General features: G+C 70.7%; 24 protein-coding genes. 11 read left to right on the plus strand and 13 right to left on the minus strand.

Features of this window, described 5'->3' with window-relative positions; genetic code table 11:
* Positions 1-17: 17 nt before the first annotated feature.
* From ACP4J3_RS41035 to ACP4J3_RS41060, 6 genes are all read right to left on the minus strand, one after another.
* Entirely contained in the window at positions 18-65 is a 48-nt protein-coding gene (locus tag ACP4J3_RS41035; RefSeq protein ID WP_309506048.1) for a hypothetical protein, read from the minus strand.
* A gap of 219 nt (positions 66-284) precedes the next feature.
* The gene (locus ACP4J3_RS41040; RefSeq protein ID WP_426541656.1) at positions 285-1919 is read right to left on the minus strand and encodes an FAD-dependent monooxygenase; all 1635 of its coding nucleotides are present in this window, start codon (positions 1917-1919) and stop codon (positions 285-287) included.
* 174 nt (positions 1920-2093) lie between these two features.
* Complete coding sequence (locus ACP4J3_RS41045; protein WP_426541658.1) at positions 2094-2996, minus strand: amino acid ABC transporter permease; 903 nt, start codon at positions 2994-2996, stop codon at positions 2094-2096.
* Positions 2993-3658 (minus strand): amino acid ABC transporter permease, encoded by a 666-nt coding sequence (locus ACP4J3_RS41050; protein ID WP_426541660.1) that lies wholly within the window; start codon positions 3656-3658, stop codon positions 2993-2995. Before ACP4J3_RS41050 ends, ACP4J3_RS41045 begins: the two co-directional genes overlap by 4 nt.
* A 96-nt stretch (positions 3659-3754) precedes the next feature.
* Positions 3755-4594 carry a glutamate ABC transporter substrate-binding protein gene (locus tag ACP4J3_RS41055; protein WP_426541662.1) on the minus strand — a complete coding sequence of 280 codons (840 nt, stop codon included), beginning with the start codon at positions 4592-4594 and terminating at the stop codon, positions 3755-3757.
* 133 nt (positions 4595-4727) lie between these two features.
* Positions 4728-5504, minus strand: coding sequence for an amino acid ABC transporter ATP-binding protein (locus tag ACP4J3_RS41060; protein WP_426541664.1), 777 nt, complete (start codon positions 5502-5504; stop codon positions 4728-4730).
* A gap of 288 nt (positions 5505-5792) precedes the next feature.
* On the opposite strand from ACP4J3_RS41060, the gene ACP4J3_RS41065 reads away from it, so the two are divergent.
* Both ACP4J3_RS41065 and ACP4J3_RS41070 read left to right on the plus strand, forming a co-directional pair.
* Entirely contained in the window at positions 5793-6479 is a 687-nt protein-coding gene (locus ACP4J3_RS41065) for a response regulator transcription factor (RefSeq protein WP_426541666.1), read from the plus strand.
* Positions 6480-6488: 9 nt separating this feature from the next.
* Positions 6489-7880 (plus strand): sensor histidine kinase, encoded by a 1392-nt coding sequence (locus ACP4J3_RS41070; RefSeq protein ID WP_426541668.1) that lies wholly within the window; start codon positions 6489-6491, stop codon positions 7878-7880.
* Between the two features lie 26 nt (positions 7881-7906).
* Here ACP4J3_RS41070 and ACP4J3_RS41075 read toward each other — a convergent pair whose 3' ends face one another.
* Positions 7907-8902 (minus strand): TAXI family TRAP transporter solute-binding subunit, encoded by a 996-nt coding sequence (locus tag ACP4J3_RS41075; RefSeq protein WP_426541670.1) that lies wholly within the window; start codon positions 8900-8902, stop codon positions 7907-7909.
* Positions 8903-9035: 133 nt separating this feature from the next.
* On the opposite strand from ACP4J3_RS41075, the gene ACP4J3_RS41080 reads away from it, so the two are divergent.
* The gene (locus tag ACP4J3_RS41080) at positions 9036-9440 is read left to right on the plus strand and encodes a MazG nucleotide pyrophosphohydrolase domain-containing protein (protein WP_426541672.1); all 405 of its coding nucleotides are present in this window, start codon (positions 9036-9038) and stop codon (positions 9438-9440) included.
* A 35-nt stretch (positions 9441-9475) separates the two neighbouring features.
* Here the strand turns inward: ACP4J3_RS41080 and ACP4J3_RS41085 are convergent, their stop codons facing one another.
* Genes ACP4J3_RS41085 through ACP4J3_RS41095 form a run of 3 tightly spaced genes read right to left on the minus strand, consistent with a single transcriptional unit; the run spans position 9476 to position 11540 of the window.
* A complete protein-coding gene (locus ACP4J3_RS41085; RefSeq protein WP_426541674.1) occupies positions 9476-10489 on the minus strand; it encodes an NADP-dependent oxidoreductase in 1014 nt (337 codons plus the stop codon).
* A 44-nt stretch (positions 10490-10533) separates the two neighbouring features.
* On the minus strand, positions 10534-10830 hold the full coding sequence (locus ACP4J3_RS41090; RefSeq protein WP_426541676.1) for a DUF2218 domain-containing protein: 297 nt from the start codon (positions 10828-10830) through the stop codon (positions 10534-10536).
* Positions 10831-10871: 41 nt separating this feature from the next.
* Positions 10872-11540: a GTP cyclohydrolase II gene (locus ACP4J3_RS41095; protein WP_426541678.1), complete on the minus strand. Its 669-nt coding sequence runs from the start codon at positions 11538-11540 to the stop codon at positions 10872-10874.
* A 172-nt stretch (positions 11541-11712) separates the two neighbouring features.
* Between ACP4J3_RS41095 and ACP4J3_RS41100 the strand changes: the two genes are divergently transcribed.
* Complete coding sequence (locus ACP4J3_RS41100; protein ID WP_426541680.1) at positions 11713-12189, plus strand: MarR family winged helix-turn-helix transcriptional regulator; 477 nt, start codon at positions 11713-11715, stop codon at positions 12187-12189.
* An 85-nt stretch (positions 12190-12274) separates the two neighbouring features.
* Here the strand turns inward: ACP4J3_RS41100 and ACP4J3_RS41105 are convergent, their stop codons facing one another.
* Positions 12275-13795, minus strand: coding sequence for a 2,4-dienoyl-CoA reductase (locus ACP4J3_RS41105; RefSeq protein WP_426541682.1), 1521 nt, complete (start codon positions 13793-13795; stop codon positions 12275-12277).
* 325 nt (positions 13796-14120) lie between these two features.
* On the opposite strand from ACP4J3_RS41105, the gene miaB reads away from it, so the two are divergent.
* The gene (miaB, locus tag ACP4J3_RS41110) at positions 14121-15647 is read left to right on the plus strand and encodes a tRNA (N6-isopentenyl adenosine(37)-C2)-methylthiotransferase MiaB (protein ID WP_426541684.1); all 1527 of its coding nucleotides are present in this window, start codon (positions 14121-14123) and stop codon (positions 15645-15647) included.
* 355 nt (positions 15648-16002) lie between these two features.
* Positions 16003-16731, plus strand: coding sequence for a class III extradiol dioxygenase subunit B-like domain-containing protein (locus ACP4J3_RS41115; protein ID WP_426541686.1), 729 nt, complete (start codon positions 16003-16005; stop codon positions 16729-16731).
* A 65-nt stretch (positions 16732-16796) separates the two neighbouring features.
* On the opposite strand, the gene ACP4J3_RS41120 is transcribed toward ACP4J3_RS41115, so the two are convergent.
* Together ACP4J3_RS41120 and ACP4J3_RS41125 are read right to left on the minus strand one after the other, a co-directional pair.
* Positions 16797-17066, minus strand: a complete 270-nt coding sequence (locus ACP4J3_RS41120; RefSeq protein ID WP_426541688.1) for an antitoxin — start codon at positions 17064-17066, stop codon at positions 16797-16799.
* A gap of 23 nt (positions 17067-17089) precedes the next feature.
* Positions 17090-17359: a hypothetical protein gene (locus ACP4J3_RS41125; RefSeq protein WP_426541690.1), complete on the minus strand. Its 270-nt coding sequence runs from the start codon at positions 17357-17359 to the stop codon at positions 17090-17092.
* Between the two features lie 182 nt (positions 17360-17541).
* On the opposite strand from ACP4J3_RS41125, the gene miaA reads away from it, so the two are divergent.
* The 5 genes from miaA (at position 17542) to ACP4J3_RS41150 (ending at position 24158) form a co-directional block, all read left to right on the plus strand.
* Entirely contained in the window at positions 17542-18480 is a 939-nt protein-coding gene (miaA, locus tag ACP4J3_RS41130) for a tRNA (adenosine(37)-N6)-dimethylallyltransferase MiaA (protein WP_426541692.1), read from the plus strand.
* Between the two features lie 108 nt (positions 18481-18588).
* Complete coding sequence (locus ACP4J3_RS41135) at positions 18589-19095, plus strand: hypothetical protein (RefSeq protein ID WP_426541742.1); 507 nt, start codon at positions 18589-18591, stop codon at positions 19093-19095.
* 46 nt (positions 19096-19141) lie between these two features.
* Positions 19142-20011 carry a diaminopimelate epimerase gene (gene dapF, locus ACP4J3_RS41140; protein WP_426541694.1) on the plus strand — a complete coding sequence of 290 codons (870 nt, stop codon included), beginning with the start codon at positions 19142-19144 and terminating at the stop codon, positions 20009-20011.
* Positions 20012-20311: 300 nt separating this feature from the next.
* A complete protein-coding gene (locus ACP4J3_RS41145; protein WP_426541696.1) occupies positions 20312-22483 on the plus strand; it encodes a RelA/SpoT family protein in 2172 nt (723 codons plus the stop codon).
* A 115-nt stretch (positions 22484-22598) separates the two neighbouring features.
* Positions 22599-24158 (plus strand): M1 family metallopeptidase, encoded by a 1560-nt coding sequence (locus ACP4J3_RS41150; RefSeq protein ID WP_426541698.1) that lies wholly within the window; start codon positions 22599-22601, stop codon positions 24156-24158.
* Positions 24159-24180: the final 22 nt, after the last annotated feature.

Genomic DNA, 24180 nt, shown 5'->3' on the forward strand with positions numbered 1-24180 from the left:
AAGTGAGGGATGCGAGTTCAGCAGGACGGGCGACACACGCAGCCCGCATAGCGGACGAGGTCCATATGGACCCTCCGCCACAGGCGCACACAGGTGTCGGTCACGATCCGGAGTACACCATGCCGGTGCGGACCGGTCAACTCACTGTCACTACGCGGACCGCACAGTGACGGTGAGTGCCCTTTCCAGGTGAGATCCGGTTTCGGGCGGCAGCACTCGTTGATCAAGTGCAGACCACTTCTGGCGGCGTGCGGCGTGTGGCATACGGCGGGCAGCGGGCGGCGTCAGCGCGATCCGGCCGCCGTCCCCGCTTCCTCCGCCGCCTTGACCGGCCCACCCAGCACGACCTCGGCCGCCGAGTACAGATCGGCCGGCCGCACTCCGCTGAATGCCGTCACCAGATGACCGTCGGGCCGCACCAACAGGACCGAGTGCGCGGCCGCCCCCGGATAGCTCTCCGCGACCAGCAGCTCGGCCGGACACGGCAGCGCCGTCACCGCGGCCGCCAGTCGGGGCATGACTCCGGCGGTCGCCCAGTGCTTGCGGTCCCACACACCCGTGCCCGGCGCGATCAGCAGCACCAGCAGCGCGCCGCGCCCGAGCCGGTCCCGCAGCCGTACGAGTGAGCCGTCCTCCGCGGTGACCTGCACATCGATGACCGGCGCCCCACGCGGTGTGTCCACGGGGACCTCGCCCTCCAGGTTCCCGGGCGCGAGCGGTGAGTCGGCGTACGTCCCCGGCGCGCCGATCACTCCCTGCCCCAGGTGGCCGTCCATCAGCAGCGCGTCATGGCCCCGGGCGGAGCCGGGGACGTACGACCGGAGCCCTCCGCCCGCGCGCAGCAGCGGCAGTGCCTGGTCGGCGGCGCGCAGCCGGGCGGCGACGACCGCGCGCCGCTCGGCCTGGTAGCTGTCGAGCAGCGCCTCGTGCGGCCGGTGGTGCCAGGCCGACGCCAGCTTCCAGGCGAGGTTGTCGGCGTCCCGCAGTCCCTCGTCGAGCCCGTGCGTGCCCAGCGTGCCGAGGCAGTGCGCCGCGTCCCCGGCGATGAAGACGCGGCCCACGCGCCAGCGGCGCGCCAGGCGGTGGTGGACCGTGTGCACTCCGGTGTCGAGGAGTTCGTACGGCGGTGTCGACCCGTCGTCCGACCAGCCGGCGAGCGTCTCGCGGACGTGAGTGACCAGCAGTTCCGGCGTGACCAGGTCCTTGCCCGGCGGCAGCAGCCAGTCCAGACGCCACACCCCCTCCGGGAGCGGCCGTCCGGTGACCTCCCCGCCCGAGGGGCCGGACGCCCGCCACGGCGGCATCCGATGGAGCAACGCCCGACCCTCCCACGGAAGTTCCGCGCGCAGCGCGGCCACGGCGTGTCGCTCAACTGCCGTACGGCCCGGGAAGCGGATGTCCATGAGTTTGCGCACGGTGGAGCGCGGGCCGTCGCAGCCGACCGCGTAACTGCCGTGCCACCAGGTGCCCTTCGGCCCGCGCGTGTGGACGGTGACGCCCGATGACTCCTGCTCGAGGGCGTCCAGGCGGCTGTCCACGGCGACCTTGACCAGCGGTTCGCCGGCGAGAGCCGTGCGCAGGGCGCCGGTCAGGACGTGCTGGGCAATGTGCAGGGGGGCGGGGTTGGTGAGGTTCTCGGGCGCTTCGTCGGTGTCGTCGAACGTGACCTCGCGCATCACCTGCTTGCGCCGCATGGACCGCCATCCGGCCCAGTGGGTGCCGACCTCGCCGAGCGGTACGCCCGTCAGGCGTTCCATGAGCGCGGTGGTGTCCTCGCGCAGGACGACGGTGCGTGCGAGACGGGGTTCGTCCTTGCCGGGTCCTTCGTCGAGGACGACGCACGGCACGTCCTGACGGGCCAGAGCCAGGGCGAGCGTGAGCCCGACGGGCCCCGCTCCGACGATGATCACCGGGTCCATGGCGCGGCGCCCCCTGCCCGCAGCGGTGTTCCCAGGAACGCGAGTGAACAGAAAGTTGGAGCAGGGTGCACGATCACAGAACGTATGCAACCCATTGCCGGTGCTTGCGTCAAGTGACGGAGGGCAGTGGCGATCATGCCACTGCCCTCCCAGCCAAAGCGATGTGACCAGTGGTCAGACCGCAGCACCGGTCCCGTAGCTGCCACCCGTCGCCGCCGGGTTCAGCTCCTCCATGTCCTCGGCGCTGAGCACGGCCCCCGTGCTCCTCTTGCTGCGCCGCAGCCGCTTCTCCAGCCAGCTCGCGAAGCTGGTGAGGATGAAGTTCAGCACGATGTAGATGACCGCCACCACGATGAAGCTGGGGATGACGTTGGCGTAGAAGGCCGCAAGGGTCGCACGCGAGTTGAGCAGCTCGGTGAACCCGATCATCACGCCGCCCAGCGCGGTGTCCTTCACGATGACCACGAGCTGGCTGACGATGGCCGGCAGCATGGCGGTGACGGCCTGCGGCAGCAGGATACTGGTCATCGTCTGGCCCTTGCGCAGGCCGACCGCCTTGGCGGCCTCCGTCTGCCCCTTGGGCAGGGCGAGGATGCCGGCCCTGACGACCTCGGCGAGGACGGAGGCGTTGTAGAGCACCAGGCCGGTGACGACCGCGTAGAGGGGCCGCTGCTCACTGCTGACGTTCGTCCAGCGGTCGTAGAACTCGTTGGCGAACAGCATCAGCAGCAGGACCGGGATCGCCCGGAAGAACTCGACCACCCAGGCGGCCGGAAGCCGCACCCACACGTGGTCGGAGAGCCGTGCGATGCCGAAGAGCGCGCCCAGCGGAAGGGCGATCACCATGGCCAGAGCCGCGGCCTTCAGTGTGTTGGCGAGACCGGGCAGCAGATACGTCGTCCACGCCTCGGACTCGGTGAACGGCTTCCACAGGGCCCACTCCAGCTGCCCCTTTCCGTCCATGGTGTCCCAGACGAACCACACGAGCAGGGCGAGCAGGGCGAGGAAGACCACCGAGATGAGCACATTGCGCCGCTTGGCGCGGGGGCCCGGCGTGTCGTAGAGAACGGAGCTCATCGCTTCACCGCCAGTCGCTTGCTCAGCCAGCCGAGGAAGAGGCCGGTGGGCAGGGTCAGTACCACGAAGCCGAAGGCGAAGATCGCGCCAATGGCGAGCGTCTGAGCCTCGTTCTCGATCATTTCCTTCATCAGGAGGGCAGCCTCTGCCACGCCGATGGCCGCCGCCACGGTCGTGTTCTTGGTCAGGGCGATCAGTACGTTGGCCAGCGGGCCGATGACCGAACGGAATGCCTGCGGCAGGACGATCAGCCGGAGCGTCTGGCTGAAGCTCAGCCCGATGGCGCGGGCCGCCTCGGCCTGTCCGAGCGGCACGGTGTTGATGCCGGAACGAATCGCCTCGCAGACGAAGGCTGCGGTGTAAGCGACGAAACCGAGCACCGCCAGCCGGAATCCCTGGACGTCGAAGCGGTCGGAACCCATCGTCACGCCGAAGATGTCGGCGAGGCCCAGCGAGGTGAAGACGATGATGACGGTCAGGGGAATGTTGCGGACGATGTTCACATAGGCCGTGCCGAACCCACGCATGAGCGGGACCGGGCTGACCCGCATGGCGGCCAGCAGGGTGCCCCAGATCAGGGAGCCGACCGCGGAGATGACGGTGAGCTGCACCGTCGTCCAGAACGCCCCTAGGACGTCGTAACCTTCAAGAAAGTCGAACACGATCTCCCGCGCTTCCGGGTGGGTGGCGTACGTGGACAGCGCGGCGTGCCGCCGCCTTGATCGCGGTGGGCGGCGGCACGCCGGTGGGCCGTTGCGCTACTCGACGATGACGCCGATCTTCGGCGCGGGCTCGTTCTTGTAGTTGGCCGGGCCGAAGTTGTCCGTGACCGCCTTGTCCCAGGCCTTGTCCTGGACCATCTTCTCCAGGGCGGCGTTGATCTTGTTGACGGTCTCGGTGTCGCCCTTCTTCACACCGATGCCGTAGTTCTCGTTGCTCAGCTTGAGGCCGGCGAGCTTGAACTTGCCCTTGTACTGCTCCTGCGCGGCGAAGCCCGCGAGGATCGAATCGTCCGTGGTGACCGCGTCCACGGCGCCGCTCTGCAGGCCGGCGATGCACTCGGAGTAGCCGCCGACCTGCTTCAGGTTGGCCTTGGGGGCGAAGTCGTTCTTGACGTTCTGCGCCGAGGTCGAGCCGGTCACCGAGCACAGGTTCTTGCCATTGAGGTCCGTGGCCTCGGTGATGTCCGAGTCCGCCTTGACCAGCAGGTCCTGGTGAGCGAGCAGGTACGGGCCGGCGAAGTCGACCTTCTGCTTGCGCTCGTCGGTGATCGAGTACGTGGCCGCGATGAACTTCACGTCGCCGCGGGCGAGGGCGTTCTCACGGTCGGCGCTCTTGGTCTCGACCCACTCGATCTGGTCGGGCTCGTAGCCGAGCTCCTTCGCCACGTACGTCGCCACGTCCACGTCGAAGCCGGAGTAGCCGCCCGGCTCCTTCAGGCCCAGACCCGGCTGGTCGTACTTAATGCCAATCTTGATCTTGTCGCCGCCACCGGAGCCCGACCCGCTGTCGCTGTCGCCGTCGCCGCCGCAGGCGGTCGCGGTGAGGGAGAGGACGATTGCAGCGGCGGCCGCCGCGGAGACCTTGCGGAGCTTCATGGTGAACATCCTTTGTGTGGAGACGAGATGCATGCCGTCAGGAGCGGCGGCGGGTGACGCGGGTCGTCGGCTGCGAGACGCAGTCCGGCAGTGGTGCGGGAACACAGTCCCTCAGTGGTGCAGGATCTGTCCCTCAGTGGTGCAGGATCTTGGACAGGAAGTCCTTTGCGCGGTCGCTGCGCGGGTTGCTGAAGAACTGGTCCGGCACAGCCTCTTCGACGATCTTGCCGTCCGCCATGAAGACCACCCGGTTCGCGGCCGAGCGGGCGAAGCCCATCTCATGGGTGACGACGATCATGGTCATGCCGTCGCGGGCGAGCTGCTGCATGACCTCCAGGACCTCGTTGATCATCTCCGGGTCGAGAGCCGACGTCGGCTCGTCGAAGAGCATGACCTTGGGGTCCATGGCCAGCGCCCGGGCGATGGCCACACGCTGCTGCTGGCCGCCGGAGAGCTGGGCGGGGTACTTGTCTGCCTGGGAACCCACGCCCACCCGGTCGAGCAGGGCGCGCGCCTTCTCCTCGGCCTTCTTCTTGTCCGCCTTGCGGACCTTGATCTGGCCCAGCATCACGTTCTCGAGCACGGTCTTGTGCGCGAAGAGGTTGAAGGACTGGAAGACCATCCCGACGTCTGCGCGCAGCCGGGCCAGCTCCTTGCCTTCCGCGGGCAACGGCTTGCCGTCGATGGCGATCGCGCCGGAGTCGATCGTCTCGAGGCGGTTGATGGTGCGGCACAGGGTGGACTTCCCGGACCCGGAGGGTCCGATGACCACGACGACCTCACCGCGGGCGATCGTCAGGTCGATGTCCTGCAGCACGTGCAACGCGCCGAAGTGCTTGTTGACGTTCTTCAGGACGACCAGGTCGCCGGACGCGGCCACATCTTCCTTGGCCACCGATACTTCGGTCATCGCTCTCAGGCTCCGTCCTCCTCGGTTTCGGAGGACAGTAATAACCGTATCCGACCTGCGTCATTAGTTCTGAGGGGAATCTGAGCATCACGATCCGATAGCAATCGGACACCTGTCGTAGCAGTTGCGAGCTGGGCGCGTACCGGCTGGATAACGGAAGCGGCCCGCAACCGGAACCCCCTTGACGGCGTCCTCGTCCATCGGCGTGACTTCCATGGTGCACGCGCGCGTGCACACGCATTGGGTATCTGTCCGCATTGTACGGCCGGTGAACTGAGGGAGGCCGGGATGAGACTGCTCCTCGTCGAGGACGACAACCATGTCGCCGCCGCGCTGTCCGCGGTCCTGGCACGGCATGGTTTCGACGTCACGCACGCGCGTAGCGGCGAGGAGGCTCTTCAGGCGCTCGTCCCCGAGGGCAACGGCTTCGGCGTCGTCCTGCTCGACCTCGGCCTGCCCGACCAGGACGGCTATGAGGTCTGCGGCAAGATCCGCAAGCGCACCAGTACCCCGGTCATCATGGTCACCGCGCGCTCCGACGTCCGCTCCCGTATCCACGGCCTCAACCTCGGGGCCGACGACTACGTGGTCAAGCCGTACGACACCGGAGAACTGCTCGCCCGGATCCATGCCGTCAGCCGGCGCACCGCGCCCGAGGACTCCGGGACGGGCGGTGACGGTGTGCTGCGCCTGGGCGCCGTTCATATCGAGCTGGCCACGCGCCAGGTCAGCGTCGACGGCTCGGTCGTCCAGCTCACCCGCAAGGAGTTCGACCTCCTCGCCCTGCTGGCCCAGCGCCCCGGGGTGGTCTTCCGCAGGGAGCAGATCATCAGCGAGGTGTGGCGCACGAGCTGGGAGGGCACCGGGCGCACCCTCGAGGTGCATGTGGCGTCCCTGCGCGCCAAGTTGCGCATGCCGGCGCTGATCGAGACCGTACGCGGCGTCGGGTACCGGCTCGTCGCCCCGGGCTCGTAGCGGGCAAGGGTGCGCACTCGCCTCCTCCCGCTGCTGATCGTCCTGATGGCGGCCGTGCTGCTCGCGCTCGGCATCCCGCTCGCCGTCAGCCTGGCCTCGGCCCAGCAGCAGAACGTCGTCGTCGACCGGATCGACGACACGGCGTACTTCGCGGCCATAGCCCGGCCCGCCGCCGACCCGACCACCGGCTCCCGCGACGAGCTGCGCATCCTCAGCCGGGAGCTGGAGAGCTACTACGACGTCTACGGCATCCGGGTCGGCGTCTTCCTGCCCAATGACACGCCGCTGGCCAACGGGCCGACGACCTGGTTCCTGCCCGAGACCGGCGAGGTGCGCGACGCGTTCGAGGAGTCCCTGCTCAGCCGGCGCAGCCACGACCCCCAGCAGGTGTGGCCCTGGCAGCAGGGCCGCCTCGTGGTCGCCTCGCCGGTGATCCGGGACGGTGACGTCGTCGCGGTCGTCGTCACCGACTCGCCGACCGGGCAGATGCGCTCTCGGATCACGCACGGCTGGCTGATCATCGGCTCCGGTCTGACGGCCGCGATGCTGGTGGCCGTCGGGGCCGCCCTCAGGCTGACCGGCTGGGTGCTCAGGCCGGTGCGCGTACTGGACGCCACCACGCATCAAATCGCGAGCGGCCGGCTGAAGTCACGGGTCGCCGTGGCCAGCGGTCCGCCGGAACTTCGGCGGCTGGCCGGGTCGTTCAACGAGATGGCGGACAACGTCGAGGACGTCCTCGAGCAGCAGCGCGCCTTCGTCGCCGACGCTTCCCACCAACTGCGCAACCCGCTCGCGGCGCTGCTGCTGCGTATCGAGCTGCTCGCCTTCGAGCTGCCCGAAGGCAATCAGGAGATCGCCTCCGTGCAGGCCGAGGGCAAGCGCCTGGCGCAGGTCCTGGACGATCTGCTCGACCTCGCCCTGGCCGAGCACACCGCGGCCGACCTCCAGCTCACCGATGTCGGCACGCTGGCCGCCGAGCGTGTCGCCGCCTGGGCGCCGACCGCCGAGGCCAAGGGTGTCCGGCTGGTGGGGAGCTGCCCGCCGACCACTGCCTGGGCCGATCCGGTGGCGCTCTCCAGCGCGCTGGACGCGGTGATCGACAACGCGGTCAAGTTCACGCCGAGGGACCAGAGCGTCGAGGTCACCGTCGCCTCCGACGGCACCGAGTCCACGATCGAGGTGGCCGACCACGGCCCCGGCCTCACCGACGAGGAGCTCGCCCGCATCGGCGACCGCTTCTGGCGCAGCGGCCGCCACCAGAACATCAAGGGCTCGGGCCTGGGCCTGTCGATCTCCCGGGCGCTGCTCGCGGCGGGCGGGGGCTCGATGGCGTACGGCCATCATGAGCCGCACGGACTGCGGGTGACGGTGACCGTGCCCAGGTCGGCGCCCACGGCGTAGCGGAGCCGGCCAGGGGCCCTAGGGCCCTACGGCTTGACCGAGCGGTAGTAGCTCTTGGCGCCGTCGTGCAGGGTCAGCGGGGCGGTATAGATCGCCGTGCGCAGGTCGACGAGCTGGGCGGAGTGGACGTGGGCGCCGATGCCGTCGCGGCTCTTGATCACCGTACGGGTGAGCCACTCGGTGAGGCGGGGGTCCATGTCCTTGCGGGTGACCAGCAGGTTGGAGACGGCGATCGTGGCCACCGTGTCGCCGTTCTGGACGGTGGGGTAGGCCGACTCCGGCATGTTGGTCGCGCGGTAGTAGTGGGCCGCGTCGCCCCGGGCGTGCACCTTGGCGACCAGGTCGGCGTCGATCGGCACGAACCGGAACGCGGAGTTCTCGGCGATCTTCGCCAGCCCGTCTGTCGGCACGCCGCCCGACCAGAAGAAGGCGTCGAGCTCGTGCCCCAGCCGCCTGGGCCCGGTGTCGATGCCGTCCGCCCTGGGCGTGATGTCGTTCTCCGGGTCGATGCCGGCGGCCTCCAGTACACGGGTGGCGATCAGCCGTACGCCGGAGTTGGGCAGCCCTATGGCCACCCGCTTGCCCTTGAGGTCCGCGACGGAGCGGATGTCCGAGTCCGGCGGGACGACGAGCTGCACGTAGTCGTCGTAAAGGCGGGCGACACCGCGCAGCTTGTCGGTGACGGGCTTGCCGCCGCTCTTGAACGTGTCCACCGCGTCGGCCGCGGCGATCGTGAAGTCGGCCTGGCCGTTCGCCACGCGCTCGACGTTCTCCTGCGACCCGGCGCTCGGCAGCAGCCGCACCTTGAGCTGCGGCATGTCCTTGGCCAGCTCGTTGCGCAGGAGTTCGCCGTACTCGTGATAGACACCCGCGCGCGTGCCGGTGCTGAACGTGATCGTCCCGCTCGGTGGCTCCTCGCCCAGGGGCCACAGCCACCACAGCAGCAGCCCGAGGGCCACGAACCCGGCGACCCCGCCCTGAAGGGCGCGGCGCCTGCCGATGCGGGTGAGTGCCTTGGCCATGGCGGCGATCCTGCCAGCCGGAACACGGTGCTGACCAGGGCCGAGGTCACAGCGGGGCGGGCAGGCGGAGGGCGGTGGGTGGCGCCGGGACATCCGGGATCGGACTGTCAGTCCCGGCCGCTACAGTCGCCGCATGAGTTCCTCTCCCGCCGATCTGGTCCGTGAATTCCACCTCGCCTTCGGGCTCGACGCCCGCAGTACGCCGACGGCGGTCTCCCCGGAGCTCGCCGCACACCGTGGGGAGTTGCTCGCCGAGGAGGCCGCGGAGGTCGCCGAGGTGTCCGTCAGCGGTCCGCTCGACAGACTCGCGCACGAGCTGGCGGACGTCGTCTACGTCGCGTACGGCACGGCTCTGGTGCACGGCATCGACCTCGACGCCGTACTGGCCGAGATCCACCGCTCCAACATGAGCAAGCTGGGCCCCGACGGCCAGGTCGCCCGCCGCGCCGACGGCAAGGTCCTCAAGGGCGAGCACTACGAGGCGCCGGACGTGTCGGCCGTGCTGCGCCGCCAGGGGTGGGCGGCCGAGGGGGCCTGAGCGACCGGGGCGTCGCACCGCGGTGAGCCACGGGGTCAGAGCAGGATGACCGTCTTGCCGCGGGAGCCCCCGGCGCGGGCGCGGGCCACGGCGGCCGGGGCGTCGGCCAGGGGGACCTCGGCGTCGATCGTGATGCGGAGTTTCCCCGCGTCGGCGAGGGCGGCGAGGGACTCCAACTCCTTGCGGCTGGGGTCGTTGACGAGATTGACGCCGTGGATCTCGCGGGCCGCCAGGATGTCGGGGCCGGCGGCCCGGTTGGTGCTCACGAGGGTGCCGCCGGGCTTGAGCAGACCCGCCAGGGCATCGATGTCGGCGCCGGGCGGGGTGACCAGGTCGAGGACGGAATCGATGCCCTCGGGATGGGCGGCCAGGACCTGCTCGGCGGTGGGCGCGGCGGTGAAGTCGATGGTCTCGTCGGCGCCGAGATCGCGAAGGTGACCGGCGATGTCGCCGGTGGCGGTGGCCAGCACTCTGGCGCCCTGGAGCGTCGCGAACTGGATCGCCGACTGGCCCACGCTGCCGGACGCGCCGTTGATCAGGATCACATGGCCGGTGTCGAGGCGGGCGGCCTCGATGGCCTGGTAGGCGGTGACGCTGGCGGTGGGCAGGGCCGCGGCGACCGGGAACGGCAGGTCGTCGGGTATACGGGCGACGGTTCCGCTCTCGGCGGCCAGGACGTATTCGGCGTAGGAGCCGCGGCCGTACGGGAGGTTCATGAACTGGCCGTAGACCGTGTCACCGGGCCGGAAGTGGATCACTCCGGGGCCGATGCGCTCGACCACGCCGGCGCCGTCGGAGCCCAGGACGAGCGGGAAGCCGTGCTCGACCGCGCCCTTGAGGGCTCCGTCGGCGACCTTCCAGTCGAAGGGGTTGAGCGCGGCGGCGCGCAGCCGGACCAGCAGCTCGCCCGGGCCCGGTTCCGGCATGGGCAGGTCGGTGAGGAGCGGCTCGGCGCCGAAGTCGGTGATGGTGACGGCCTTCATGACGGTGCCTTTCTCTGGGGCGCCTGTGATGCGGGTCGTGCGGCTCATGCGGGTCGTGCGGGTCATGCGGGGCGTGCGTGCAGTGTGGGATGCGGCGCAGGTCGTGCGGGTCACGTCTCTTCGGGCTCGCCCCAGGTGACGCTCAGTTCGTTGCGCTGACCGAAACGCTCGAGGTGGCTGCCCACGACGTCCTGGATGGCGGTGAGCGTGGACGCGTCGGGTGCGGTGACCCGGATCAGCAGGTGGTCGTCCTGGGGTTCGAGGACGACGTCGGTGGCCTGGAAGGTGAGGCGCCGACCGCCGTTCGGCGTCTCCTCGACGGGGATCTTCCGGCCGAAGTGGGAGGCGAGCTGCTTGGCGTAGCGCGGGGCGGCGTCGGTGGCGACGCGGGCGCGGGAGGAAGGCATGGAGTGCTCCGGGGGAGGCGTGGGCGTGCCGCTGGGGTGGGTCAGCCGGCCAGCGCGGCGAGGCCGGCCGGTTCGGGCAGCGCGATGGTGTGGTGGGTGTGCTGGGCCTTGGCGTGCAGATAGCGGACGTTGCTGTCGGTGGCGAAGACGCCGGTCGGCCGGACGAAGCGCACGGCGACGCCCAGGTCGCGCAACTGACCGGCCTTGTCCGGGTTGTTGGTCAGCAGGTCCAGTTCGCCGATGCCGAGGGCGGTGAGCATCTGGGCGGCGGCGGTGTAGTCGCGGCCGTCCTCGGGCAGGCCCAGCGCGGAGTTGGCCTGGTAGGTGTCGAGGCCGGCGTCCTGGAGGGCGTACGCGTCGAGCTTGTTGTAGAGCCCGATGCCGCGGCCCTCCTGGCGCAGGTACAGCAGCACGCCGCCGCGCTCGGCGATGCGCTCGACGGCCTCGCGCAGTTGCGGACCGCAGTCGCAGCGCGCCGAGCCGAACACGTCCCCGGTCAGGCACTCGGAGTGCAGCCGCACCAGCGGCGCGGGCGTCGCCGCGGGGTCGCCGAGGACCAGGGCGACATGCTCCTCGCCGTCGGCCAGGCCGTGGAACGTGACGGCCTCGGCGGTGACCTCGTAGCCGTCGGCGAAGCGCAGCGGGATGGTCACGCGGGTGCGCACCGAGGCGCCGGAGGATGCGGGGCCTGTGGAGGGGGCGGCGTCCATGAGTACTCCTTCGAGGGCGGGACGAACCGGAGGGTTCAAATTTGAACCTCGATGCGTCGACGATAGCCCAAAGCTTCAAATTTTGAACATCTCGCTGTGGTGTTGCGTCAGTCACATCGTCTGGCTGTGTGCGACTTGAGTTCGAATTTGAACGCCGCGCTAGCGTTGACGTATGGCCGAACCGCAGTGGCTGAACGAGGACGAGTTGCGCGCCTGGTACGCCTTCGTGGCCGCCGGAGCGCTCATTAACCGCCGCCTCGATCAGCAGCTCAAGGAGGACGCGGGGATCACGCACCTCCAGTACGAGATCCTCGTGCGCCTCAACGCCGCGAAGGACCGCGAGATGCGCATGAGCGAGCTCGCCGGCGCCTTGCTCAACTCCAAGAGCGGCCTGACGTACCAGATCACCCAGCTGGAGAAGGCCGGCCTGGTTGCCCGGCGCACCTGCGCCAGCGATGTGCGCGCGGTCTACGCCGTCCTCACCGACGCGGGCCGGGAGATGCTGGAGCGGGCGGCGCCGGACCATGTCGCGCTGGTCCGCAAGCTGCTCATCGACGTCCTCACACCGGGGCAGCTCGCGGCTGTCGCGGAGGGACTGGGCGAGGTCACCCGGCGCATGCGGGAGAGCGAGGGCGGTGGCGGGCGGTGAGGGCTGAGGGGAGCGCCTACGGAGCTGGCGGTGCTGTGGGAGGCGGAAGCGGTCAGGCCCGAGGGGCCCGAGGAGCGGGCAGGCGTCACGGGTTCCGGTTCGTCGGCTCCGTGCGAGCTGCGGCCGTCATGGGCAGCCAGGAGCGGTAGCGGCGCAGTGCCCGGTGCTGCTCCAGTTGGTCGGATACCAGTGCGTGGGCCGGGTGGGTGCCGAGCGCGGGCCGGAGTCCGCGGGCGACGCGGCGCATCTGGTGCCGGACCAGCGCCATCGTGGCCGCCGAGGCGAGGGCCTTGTCCGACCAGGTCACCGGCCGCAGCCTGCCGTCCGCCTCCCGGCCCTCGCGCCAGCGCGCGGGGAGGTCCGGGGTGGCCGCGAGGGCCGTGCCCATGCCCACCAGGGAGACTCCGCCGGCGAGTACCTCCTCGGCGGTCTCCCTCCGGGTGATCCCGCCGGTCAGCATCAGCGGGAGCGGGCTGGTGGCGACCAGATCGGAGGCGAGGTCGAGGAAGTAGGCCTCGCGGGCTCGGGTACGGGCGTCGGCCGCGCGGTCCGACGTGGCCAGGTGGTACTCGTCTGCCGCGCGGGCCGACGTGGCCGGGCGGCGCTCGTCGGTTGCGTGTGGCGACATGGCCGGGTGGTCTCTGTCGGTTGCGTGGCCTGACTTGGCCGGGCGGTCCCCGTTGGTTGCGTGTGGCGACATGGCCGGGTGGTCTCTGTCGGTTGCGTGATCTGACTTGGTCGGGCGGTCCTCGTCGGTCGCATGGCCCGACTTGGCCGAGTGGTCCCCGTCCGTCGGGTGGCCCGACATCGCCGGGCTCTCGTAACTGCCGCCCGACAGCTCCACCAGGTCGACGCCGAGTGGGTCGAGCATCGCGATGACGCGGCGCGCGTCGTCGACGTCGAACCCGCCGCGCTGGAAGTCGGCCGAGTTGAGCTTCACCGCGACCGCGAACGAGGGCGCCACGGCGGCGCGGACCTCGCGCACGACGTCCAGCAGGAGCCGCGCGCGGTTCTCCAGCGAGCCGCCCCACGCATCGGTGCGCGTGTTGACCCGCGGGGACAAGAACTGCGACAGCAGATAGCCGTGTGCGGCATGGATCTGCACCCCGTCGAACCCGGCGCGTTCGGCCCGCACCGCCGTCGTACGGAACCGCGCCACCGTGGCCTCGATCTGCTCCGGCGTCATGGCGACGGGGCGACCGAACCGTTTGCTGTGCCGGCCCAGCTCGACCCCCACGGCCGACGGCCCCCACACCACCCCCGGCATGCCCGCCAGGACCTGTCGGCCGGGGTGGTTGATCTGCATCCACATCGCCGCGCCGCCCGCCTTGCCGGCCGCGGCCCACTCGGCGTACGGCTCCAGCGGCGCGGCCTCGTCGAGCACCAGACCGCCGGGGACCGTGAGCGCCTCGGCGTGCACCATGACGTTGCCGGTGATCAGCAGCCCGGCACCCCCGGCACTCCAGCGCCGGTACAGCGACAGCACCCGCCGGTCCGGAAGCTGGCCGGCACCGGCCATCCCGCCCTCCATGGAGGCCTTCGCGATCCGGTTGCCCAGCACCTGCCCGGACCGTAGCCGGAGCGGGGAGAACAGTTCGCTGGACATCCGGCGCTTCCTCTCAACTGCCCGGCAATGAACGGCGCTTACAGTAAGCGGGCAATGTGAGCGCCGTAAACGTCCGCTACGAGTGCCCCATGCCATCGCCGAGCGACTCGCACGATCACGGCGCGGTACCGGGCTGTCCCCGCGGGCGGTGGCGAGGCGGGCCGGAGTTTCCCGACCGCCCCCTATCGCCACTGCGCGCCCACGACGCCCGACGACCTCGCCGTCCTCCAGGCGTTCCCCGCACTCCTCGCGTCCCACCGGCGTCGGAACCCCGCGCGGGAGCACGGGGACAAGGCTCCTCCGCGGACCACATACCCTGGAACGCATGACCAGCAGCAGTGACCGGACCCCGGCAGTGGAAGCTCGCGGACATCTCACGTACGAGGTGCGCACCTACGGGTGTCAGATGAACGTCCACGATTCCGAGCGATTGTCCGGACTGCTCGAGGAGGCCGGTTACGTACGCGCGCCCGAGGGCTCGGACGGCGACGCGGACGTCGTCGTCTTCAATACCTGCGCGGTCCGCGAGAACGCCGACAACAAGCTGTATGGCAACCTCGGCCACCTCGCCCCGAAGAAGGCCGGCCGCCCCGGCATGCAGATCGCGGTCGGCGGCTGCCTGGCGCAGAAGGACCGCGACACCATCGTGAAGAAGGCGCCCTGGGTGGACGTCGTCTTCGGCACGCACAACATCGGCAAGCTGCCCGTCCTGCTGGAACGCGCGCGCGTGCAGGAGGAGGCGCAGGTCGAGATCGCCGAGTCGCTCGAGGCGTTCCCGTCCACCCTGCCGACCCGGCGCGAGAGCGCCTACGCGGCCTGGGTGTCGATCTCCGTCGGCTGCAACAACACCTGCACCTTCTGCATCGTCCCGGCGCTGCGCGGCAAGGAGAAGGACCGTCGCACCGGCGACATCCTCGCCGAGATCGAGGCCCTGGTCGCCGAGGGCGTCTCCGAGATCACGTTGCTCGGTCAGAATGTCAACGCGTACGGCTCCGACATCGGCGACCGCGAGGCGTTCAGCAAGCTGCTGCGGGCCTGCGGGAACATCGACGGCCTGGAGCGGGTCCGCTTCACCTCCCCGCACCCGCGCGACTTCACGGATGACGTGATCGCGGCGATGGCCGAGACGCCGAACGTGATGCCGCAGCTCCACATGCCGCTCCAGTCCGGCTCGGACACCGTGCTGAAGGCGATGCGCCGCTCCTACCGCCAGGAGCGCTACCTGGGGATCATCGAGAAGGTCCGCGCCGCCATCCCGCACGCCGCGATCACCACCGACATCATCGTGGGCTTCCCGGGCGAGACCGAGGAGGACTTCGAGCAGACCCTGCACGTCGTGCGCGAGGCACGCTTCGCGCAGGCCTTCACCTTCCAGTACTCCAAGCGCCCCGGAACCCCGGCCGCGACCATGGAGAACCAGATCCCCAAGAAGGTCGTCCAGGCCCGCTACGAGCGTCTCGTCGCCCTCCAGGAGGAGATCTCCTGGGAGGAGAACAAGAAGCAGGTCGGCCGCACCTTGGAGCTGATGGTCGCCGAGGGCGAGGGCCGCAAGGACGACGCCACCCACCGCCTGTCCGGCCGCGCCCCCGACAACCGGCTGGTCCACTTCACCAAGCCGGACCAGGAGGTCCGCCCCGGCGACGTGGTCACCGTCGAGATCACCTACGCCGCCCCGCACCACCTCCTCGCCGAGGGGCCCGTCCTGGACGTACGCCGCACCCGCGCGGGCGATGCCTGGGAGAAGCGGAACACCGCCGAGCCGTCCAAGCCGGCGGGCGTGATGCTGGGCCTGCCGAAGATCGGCGTCCCCGAGCCGCTGCCAGTGGTCACGGGCGGCTGCGCCGTCGACTGACCCGACACGCCGCGCTACGGGGAGGCGACAGGCGGACGCTGGCCCTTGGCATCCGCGGGCCCTTGGGCATCCGCCGACCCTTGGGCACCGGCTGACCCTTGGGCACCACTGGCTCTTGGGCACGCGCTGACCCCTGTGCAGCCACTGGCCCCGGCACCCGCCGACCCCTGCACTCACTGGCCCCCGGCATGCGCCGGCCCCTGTGGAGCCTCTGGCCCCCGGCACCCGCCGACCCGTGTGGAGCCTCTGGCCCCCGGGCACCCGCCGCCCCCCAGCACCCACCGTCCGCGCCCCGCCGCCTCGCGGAGCGGGTGCAGAGCGGTGGTGCCGAGCACGGAGACGTAGGCTGCGGATCATGCTTGTCGCCGCCGCGGTCTGCCCTTGCCCCCCGCTGCTCGTGCCCGCGGTCGCCGCGGGCGCCGCACCCGAGCTGGACCCCGCGCGTGCCGCCTGCGCCGACGCGCTCGGCCTGCTTGCGGCGGCCCGGCCGGACCTGCTCGTCGTCGTCGGACCCGGCGAGGAGCGCGAGCACGGGGCGTACGCCGAGGGAGCGCGGGGGTCGTTCCGGGGGTTCGGCGTGGACGTCGACGTACGACTGGGACGGCCCGGGGGCGACATGGACGCCCCCGGGGCGTCGGAACGCCGGCTTCCGTCCTCGCTCGCCGTGGCCGCGTGGCTGCTGGAGCGGACCGGCTGGTCGGACGCCCCGATCGAGGGACTCGCGGTGGGGGAACCTCTGACGCCCGAGCGGTGTATTGAAATCGGAAGGGACGTCGCCGCCCGGGCCGAGCGGGTGGCGCTGCTGGTGATGGGCGACGCCAGCGCCTGCCGCACGCTCAAGGCACCCGGCTACCTCGACGAGCGGGCGGCGCCCTTCGACGCGTCCATCGCGCGTGCGCTGGACCAGGTGGACCTGGCCGCGCTCAGGACGCTGGACACCGAGCTGGCGTACGAGCTGAAGGCCTCGGGGCGGGCTCCCTGGCAGGTCCTGGCAGCCGCCGCCGAGGAGGCGGACCTGTCGGGCGCCCTGCTGTACGAGGACGCGCCGTACGGCGTGGGGTACCTCGTCGCGACCTGGTCGTAGGCCGCGGAGAACGGCGGACGGCCGGGGAGCCGGCAAGCTCCGCGGCCGTCCGTCGAAATGCCGTTTCAGGTGGTCGGCGGGGGTGAGTCCGACGGCGGCGCGCTGTCGCCGGTCGCCGTGCCGTCGCCCTTGTGCGCGATTCGGTCCATGGCGCCCTTGGCCTTGCCCGTGCCCGTCTGGATCTTGTCGCTGTACTTGCCCTTGGTCCGCTTGTCGACGGCCTTGGCGGCCCTGTCCAGGCCGTGCTGGACCTGGTCCTCATGTCGCTGTGCGAAATGGGAGACCTTGTCCTTGGCCGGGGCGAGTTTGGCTTTCAAATTCTCCAGGAGACCCATCGTTCACCTTCCGCGCGGGGCAGTTATGTGCGGGCGCCCTCACCGGCCTCGCTGTCGGCCGCCGCGTCGGCGGACTGCTGCTTCGGGATCTCGACGCCGTCGTCGCTCTCGCCCTCGACGGACTCCGCCGTGGCCGACTTGGCCGCGTCCTCGGCCTTCACTTCGACCGACGCCTCAGCCTCTGGTGCCTCCTCCGCCGCGGGCTCGGCCGTTGGTGTGTCGGCCTGGGCCTCGGCGGTTGACGCCTCCTCCGCGACCTTCGACCGCCGAAAAATCCGTGCGAAAACGCCCATATCCACTCCATACGTTACTCGTGCGGGCGAAATCCCGCGTCGTCCGGTGCGTCCGTTTGCGCCCCCGGGTCGCCGCCTCCACGAAACCGGCGGCGAAAACCTCGCAACAGGCAACGACCCTCCGGGTGTGCCGTCACGTAACTCGTTCGAGTCCACCCCGCGAGGTTTGCGAGACTGGGTCGGTGAGCAGTGCACCTCCCGCCCCCAGAGTCATCGCCGTCGTCGGACCCACCGCGGCCGGAAAGTCCGATCTGGGCGTCTTTCTGGCCCGGCAACTCGGCGGCGAGGTCGTCAACGCCGACTCCATGCAGCTCTACCGGGGGATGGACATCGGCACCGCCAAGCTGACGCCCGACGAACGCGAGGGTGTCCCGCACCACCTCCTGGACATCTGGGACGTGACGGTCACTGCGTCCGTCGCCGAGTACCAGCGGCTCGCGCGTGAGCGCATCGACGCGCTGCTCGCCGCGGGCCGCTGGCCGATCCTCGTCGGCGGCTCGGGGCTGTACGTCCGCGGTGCCGTCGACAACCTGGAGTTCCCCGGCACCGACCCCGAGGTGAGGGCCCAGCTCGAGGAGGAACTGGCACTGCGCGGCTCCGGCGCGCTGCACGCCCGCCTGGCCGCCGCCGACCCCGAGGCCGCGCAGGCGATCCTGCCCAGCAACGGACGCCGTATCGTCCGGGCCCTCGAGGTGATCGAGATCACCGGCCGGCCTTTCACCGCCAACCTCCCCGGCCATGACTCGGTCTACGACACCGTCCAGATCGGCGTCGACGTGGCCCGTCCCGAGCTGGACGAGCGCATCGCACGGCGGGTGGACCGGATGTGGGACGCCGGGCTGGTGGACGAGGTGCGCGCGCTGGAGGCGCAAGGGTTGCGCGAGGGGCGTACGGCCTCGCGTGCGCTCGGCTACCAGCAGGTGCTCGCGGCGCTCGCCGGCGAATGCACCCTCGAAGAGGCGCGGGCCGAGACCGTCCGCGCCACCAAGCGCTTCGCGCGCCGCCAGGATTCATGGTTCAGGCGCGACCCGCGGGTGCACTGGCTCAGTGGGGCCGCGGCAGATCTCACAGAACTTCCGCATCTCGCCCTGGCGTTGGTCGAACGACCGGTTACAGCCTGATCACGTGATGGCATCGGGACGCTCCGGCCGTCTTCCCGGCCTCCGGCGCCATGCCATCATCGAGCTTCGATCGACCAAGTTGAGTCCGAGTTGGGAGGGCGCGTGGCGATGGAGGCCGGCCCTCGCGACACCGCACAAGGCACCGAGAACGTCACCACTGACACGGGTGAGCGGGAACCGGACGGTGACCGTCCGATGCCCGAGGGTCTCGACGAGACGACCGACGACGGCGTCACCGACGACGGACCCGAGCCGGAGGAGATGTACGCATCCGGCCCGGAGGTCGAGGTGGAACTGCGCCCGCAGCGCCGGCTGCGCATCTGGCAGCTCGCGCCCATCGTGGGCCTGGCCGCGGTCGGCTCCCTGATGTTCGCCTTCCCGCTGGCCTTCGACTTCGGCGACAGCGGCGCCGTGATCGCCATGCTGGGGCTCCTCATCTGCTCCTGCGCGGCCGGCTGGGGCATGATGGCCGCCCGCCGCGTCGGTTACACGTGGCCCGGGCTGCCGCAGCGGGGCTGCGGGCGCCGGCCGGACTGGCGGGTCGTGCTGGCGTACGTCCTGGTCGTCGCCGCGATCGTCGTCCTGGCCGTGTGGCGAGTGGCCCGCCTGAGATGAGGGCTCTCCTGTCCGGGCTGTCGTAGCGGCACCGTACGATCGAGGAATGAGCACGCGGATCGCCTTCCTCAAGGGTCACGGCACCGAGAACGACTTCGTGATCGTCCCGGACCCGGAGAACGTCATCGACCTGCCCCCGGCCGCCGTCGCCGCCCTGTGCGACCGCCGCGCGGGCATCGGCGGTGACGGACTGCTGCACGTCGTGCGGTCCGCGGCGCACCCCGAGGCCAGGGACCTGGCGGCCGAGGCCGAGTGGTTCATGGACTACCGCAACGGCGACGGCTCGATCGCGGAGATGTGCGGCAACGGCGTGCGCGTCTTCGCGCGCTACCTCCAGCGCGCCGGGTACGTCGGCGAGGGCGACCTCGCCGTGGCCACGCGCGGCGGTGTGAAGACCGTGCACATCGACAAGGACGGCGACGTCACCGTCGGCATGGGAAAGGCCCGCCTCCCCGAAGGGGACGTCACGGTGAGTGTCGGCGAGCGCACCTGGCCCGCGCGGAACGTGAACATGGGCAACCCGCACGCGGTCGCCTTCGTGGACGACCTTGCGCACGCCGGCGACCTGTACTCCCCGCCTCCCTTCAGCCCGGCCTCGGCGTACCCGGACGGGGTCAACGTGGAGTTCGTGATCGACCGCGGGCCCCGGCATGTCGCACTGCGCGTGCACGAGCGCGGGGCGGGCGAGACCCGGTCGTGCGGCACGGGCGCGTGCGCCGTCGCCGTGGCCGCCGCGCGCCGGGACGGCGCCGACCCGGCAGTCACCGGTGCCCCCGCGATGTACACCGTCGATGTGCCCGGCGGCACACTCGTGATCACCGAGCGGCCCGACGGCGAGATCGAGATGACCGGCCCCGCGGTGATCGTGGCCGAGGGCGAGATCGACGCGGAGTGGCTGGAAACGATCGCTCGCTGAGTGATCCGCGGGCTTGGAAGCGGAGCCGTGAGCCGGTCGCGGTCGTGGGAGTAGGGGTTCCCGTGCGCCGTACGGGTTCGAAAAAGCGAACTGCCGCTGGTCGTATGGCGCAAAACCGTAAACCTGCAAACCCTCGCTCGAATGGGTGATCCGTTTCACGGTCGGCGAGAGGCGGTCAGTCGCACGTGATGGGCTCGGTAGCATCAAGCACCGGCCCGGACGGGGGATCAAGTCGCCATCCCCTGAGCCGTGTCCGCCATGGGGTACCCCGTCCGCCGGTCCACGCAGCCGGAGGTGCCCATGAGTGCGGAGGCCACGAATTCCGCGACGCCAGGCCCGGTAGCAGGCCCCGTGCCGCCTACCGTGCCGCGCAGGAAGGCCCGCGCCCGCGTCGACCTGCGCCGCCTCGGCCGGGCGGCGCTGCTCGGACCCGCGTCGCGCCGGGGGCTGCCCGACGCGATCAGCCATGTCGTCGACGCCCACCGGGCCCACCACGCCGACGCGGACCTCGAACCGCTGCGCCGCGCCTATGTGCTGGCCGAGTCCTCGCACCGCGGCCAGATGCGCAAGAGCGGCGAGCCGTACATCACCCATCCCCTCGCGGTGACCCTGATCCTCGCCGAACTCGGCGCCGAGACCACGACCTTGACGGCGTCTTTGCTCCACGACACCGTCGAGGACACCGATGTGACGCTCGATCAGGTGCGCGAGGAGTTCGGCGAGGAGGTGCGCTTCCTCGTGGACGGGGTCACCAAGCTGGAGAAGGTCGACTACGGCGCCGCCGCCGAGCCCGAGACCTTCCGCAAGATGCTCGTCGCCACCGGCAACGACGTCCGTGTGATGTCGATCAAACTCGCCGACCGGCTGCACAACATGCGCACCCTCGGCGTGATGCGGCCCGAGAAACAGGCCCGGATCGCCAAGGTGACCCGCGACGTCCTCATCCCGCTCGCCGAACGGCTCGGCGTCCAGGCGCTCAAGACCGAACTGGAGGACCTGGTCTTCGCGATCCTGCATCCCGAGGAGTACGAGCACACCCGGGAGTTGATCGTCGACAACGCCTCCCGCGCGGACGACCCGCTCGCCGAGATCGCCGACGAGGTCCGCGGCGTACTGCGCGAGGCCGACATCCAGGCCGAAGTCCTCATCCGCCCGCGCCACTTCGTCTCCGTGCACCGGGTGTCCCGCAAGCGCGGACGGCTGCGCGGGGCCGACTTCGGGCGGCTGCTGGTGCTGGTGAACGAGGACGCGGACTGCTACGGCGTGCTGGGTGAACTGCACACCTGTATGAAGCCCGTGGTCTCGGAGTTCAAGGACTTCATCGCGGTACCCAAGTTCAACCTGTACCAGTCGCTGCACACCGCCGTCGCCCGTGCGGACGGACAGGTCGCCGAAGTCCTCATCCGCACGCACCAGATGCACCGCGTCGCCGAGGCCGGAGTCGTCGCGCTCGGCAATCCCTACGTTCCCTCCCCGGAGGAACAGGCCGTGTCCGGTGACGGTGAGCGTGCCGACCCCACGCGACCCGGCTGGCTGTCCCGTCTCCTCGACTGGCAGGAGGCGGCGCCGGATCCGGACACCTTCTGGTCCACCCTGCGCGAGGACCTCGCGCAGGACCGTGAGATCACCGTGTTCCGGCCCGACGGGGGCACCCTGGGGCTTCCCGAGGGCGCGACCTGCGTGGACGCCGCCTACGCGCAGTACGGGGAGGACGCGCACGCATGCATCGGGGCCCGGGTCAACGGGCGCCTCGCGACGCTCAGCACGGTGCTGCGGGACGGCGACACCGTACAGCTTCTGATGGGACAGGATCCGGCCTCGGAGCCCTCCAGGGAGTGGCTGGAGCACGCCCATACGCCGGCCGCGCGCATCGCCATCCAGCGGTGGCTGGCCGCGCATCCTTCGCCGGGCGGCTCCGAGGCCAAGGAGTCCGGGGTGGCCTTCCGGGGGGCTGCGGACGGGCCCACGACCGAGGGTTCGGCCGTGCGGTCGGCCGCGGACGGGGCGGTCGGCCGGTCCGCCGCCAACGTCCTGGTCGACCGGCCCGGGGCGAGTGTGCGCCTTGCCGGGTGCTGCACTCCCGTGCCGCCCGACGACGTCACCGGGTTCACCGTGCGCGGGGGCGTGGTGACGGTGCATCGCGTCGAGTGCGCCGCGGTGACGCGGATGAAGCGTGCGGGGCGGGCCGAGGTCGGGGTGCGGTGGGGGGAGACCGCCGAGTGCCGGGTCACCCTGGTCGCCGAATCGTTCGTTCGCCCGCATCTCCTGGCGGACCTCACCGAGGCGATGGCTCTGAAGGACGCGGAGATCGTCTCGGCGACGGTCGAGCCTCCCACGCAGCAGCGCGTGCGGCACACGTACACGGTCCAACTGCCCGACGCGGCACTGCTTCCGGGGCTCATGCGGGCCATGCGCAACGTCGCCGGCGTGTATGACGTGAGCAGGGCGCAGCCGCAGACACAGGGGGCGTGAGGGCGCCTGCGGCGGCTTGCGCGGCTTCGGCATGCCGCGACTCGTCCCCACCCGTTCGAGTGGGTCGGTTGCGCGTCGTCGACGTCCTGTGACTGTGTGCTGATAGCCGTGGGGCATGCTGCTCACCCCCCGTAACGAGGTTCGGCGCGCTCCACGTCCCCGCCGGCGCCTGAGGGTGCCCGCGATGGTCTCCGCCGCCGTCTCCCTCTGTCTGCTCGCCGCCAGTGCCCCCGCCACGCCGCTGGGCATCGGCGACCGTCTCTACCCGCATCTGGGCAACCCCGGCTACGACGTCGCGTCGTACGACCTGTCCTTCACCTATCCCGGCAAGAACAGCCGGCCCCTGCAGGCCGTCACTACCCTCGACGCCTGGACGACCCAGGACCTGGAGCACGTCAACCTGGACTTCGCGCACGGCAAGGTCGAGTCCGTCGAGGTGGACGGGGAGGCCGCCGCGTTCCGCAGCGTGGGTGAGGACCTCGTGGTCACGCCCTCGGAACCGTTGTCCGAAGGCAGTTGGACGCGGATCACCGTGCGGCACACCAGCGACCCCGTCTACGGAGACAAGCGGGAGGGGGGCTGGGTGCGGACCGCGGACGGGCTGGCCATGGCCAACCAGGCCGACGCCGCGCACGTCGTGTTCCCGTGCAACGACCACCCCTCCGACAAGGCGCTGTTCACCATCCGGGTCACCGCGCCCAACGGCTACACCGCCGTCGCCAACGGACTCCCGACGGACGTGGACCGCGCGGGCGGCTCGACGACATGGACGTACCGGACACGGCACCCCATGGCCACCGAGCTCGCCCAGGTGTCCATCGGCCGTTCCAAGGTCGTGCACCGCAGCGGTCCGCACGGACTGCCCCTGCGGGACGTCGTGCCCAGCGCGGACCGAGAGCGGCTCGAGCCGTGGCTGAAGAAGACGCCCGGGCAGATCGCCTGGATGGAGGAGAAGGTCGGGCGCTTCCCGTTCGAGACGTACGGGCTGCTCATGGCCCACGCCTCCACGGGCTTCGAGCTCGAGACCCAGACCCTGTCGCTGTTCGAGAGGGAACTGTTCACCCAGAGCGCCTTCCCGAAGTGGTACGTCGAGTCGATCATGGTGCATGAACTGGCGCACCAGTGGTTCGGCGACAGCGTCAGCCCGCGCACCTGGTCCGACCTGTGGCTCAGCGAGGGACATGCCACCTGGTACGAGGCCCTGTACGCGGCGGAAACGGCCGGGCGGCCGCTGGAGGCGCGGATGAAGGCCGCGTACGCCGCCTCCGACCGCTGGCGCGCGGCAGGCGGACCGCCCGCGGCGCCGAAGGTGCCGGCCCCGGGCAAGAAGACCGGGATCTTCCGGCCCAACGTCTACGACGGCGCCGCCCTGATCCTCTACGCCCTGCGGCAGGAGATCGGGAGGCAGGACTTCGAGCGACTCGAGCGCCTGTGGGTGAGCCGTCACCGGGACGGGGCCGCCTCGACCCGGGACTTCGTCGCGCTCGCGGAGGAGGTCTCCGGACGCCACCTCGACGGGTTCCTGAACGCCTGGCTGTACGGCGAGAAGACCCCGCCGATGCCGGGTCGGCCGGAGTGGAAGTCGGTGGACCCGGCGAAGGCGGCCAAGAAGGCGAACGGGAAGGCGACCAAGAAGGCGGCCAAGAAGGCGACCGGGAAGGCGACCGAAAAATAAGGCGGTGACGAGACGGGCCGTG

This window comes from Streptomyces sp. UG1 (assembly GCF_049974585.1).
Classification (GTDB): Bacteria; Actinomycetota; Actinomycetes; order Streptomycetales; family Streptomycetaceae; genus Streptomyces.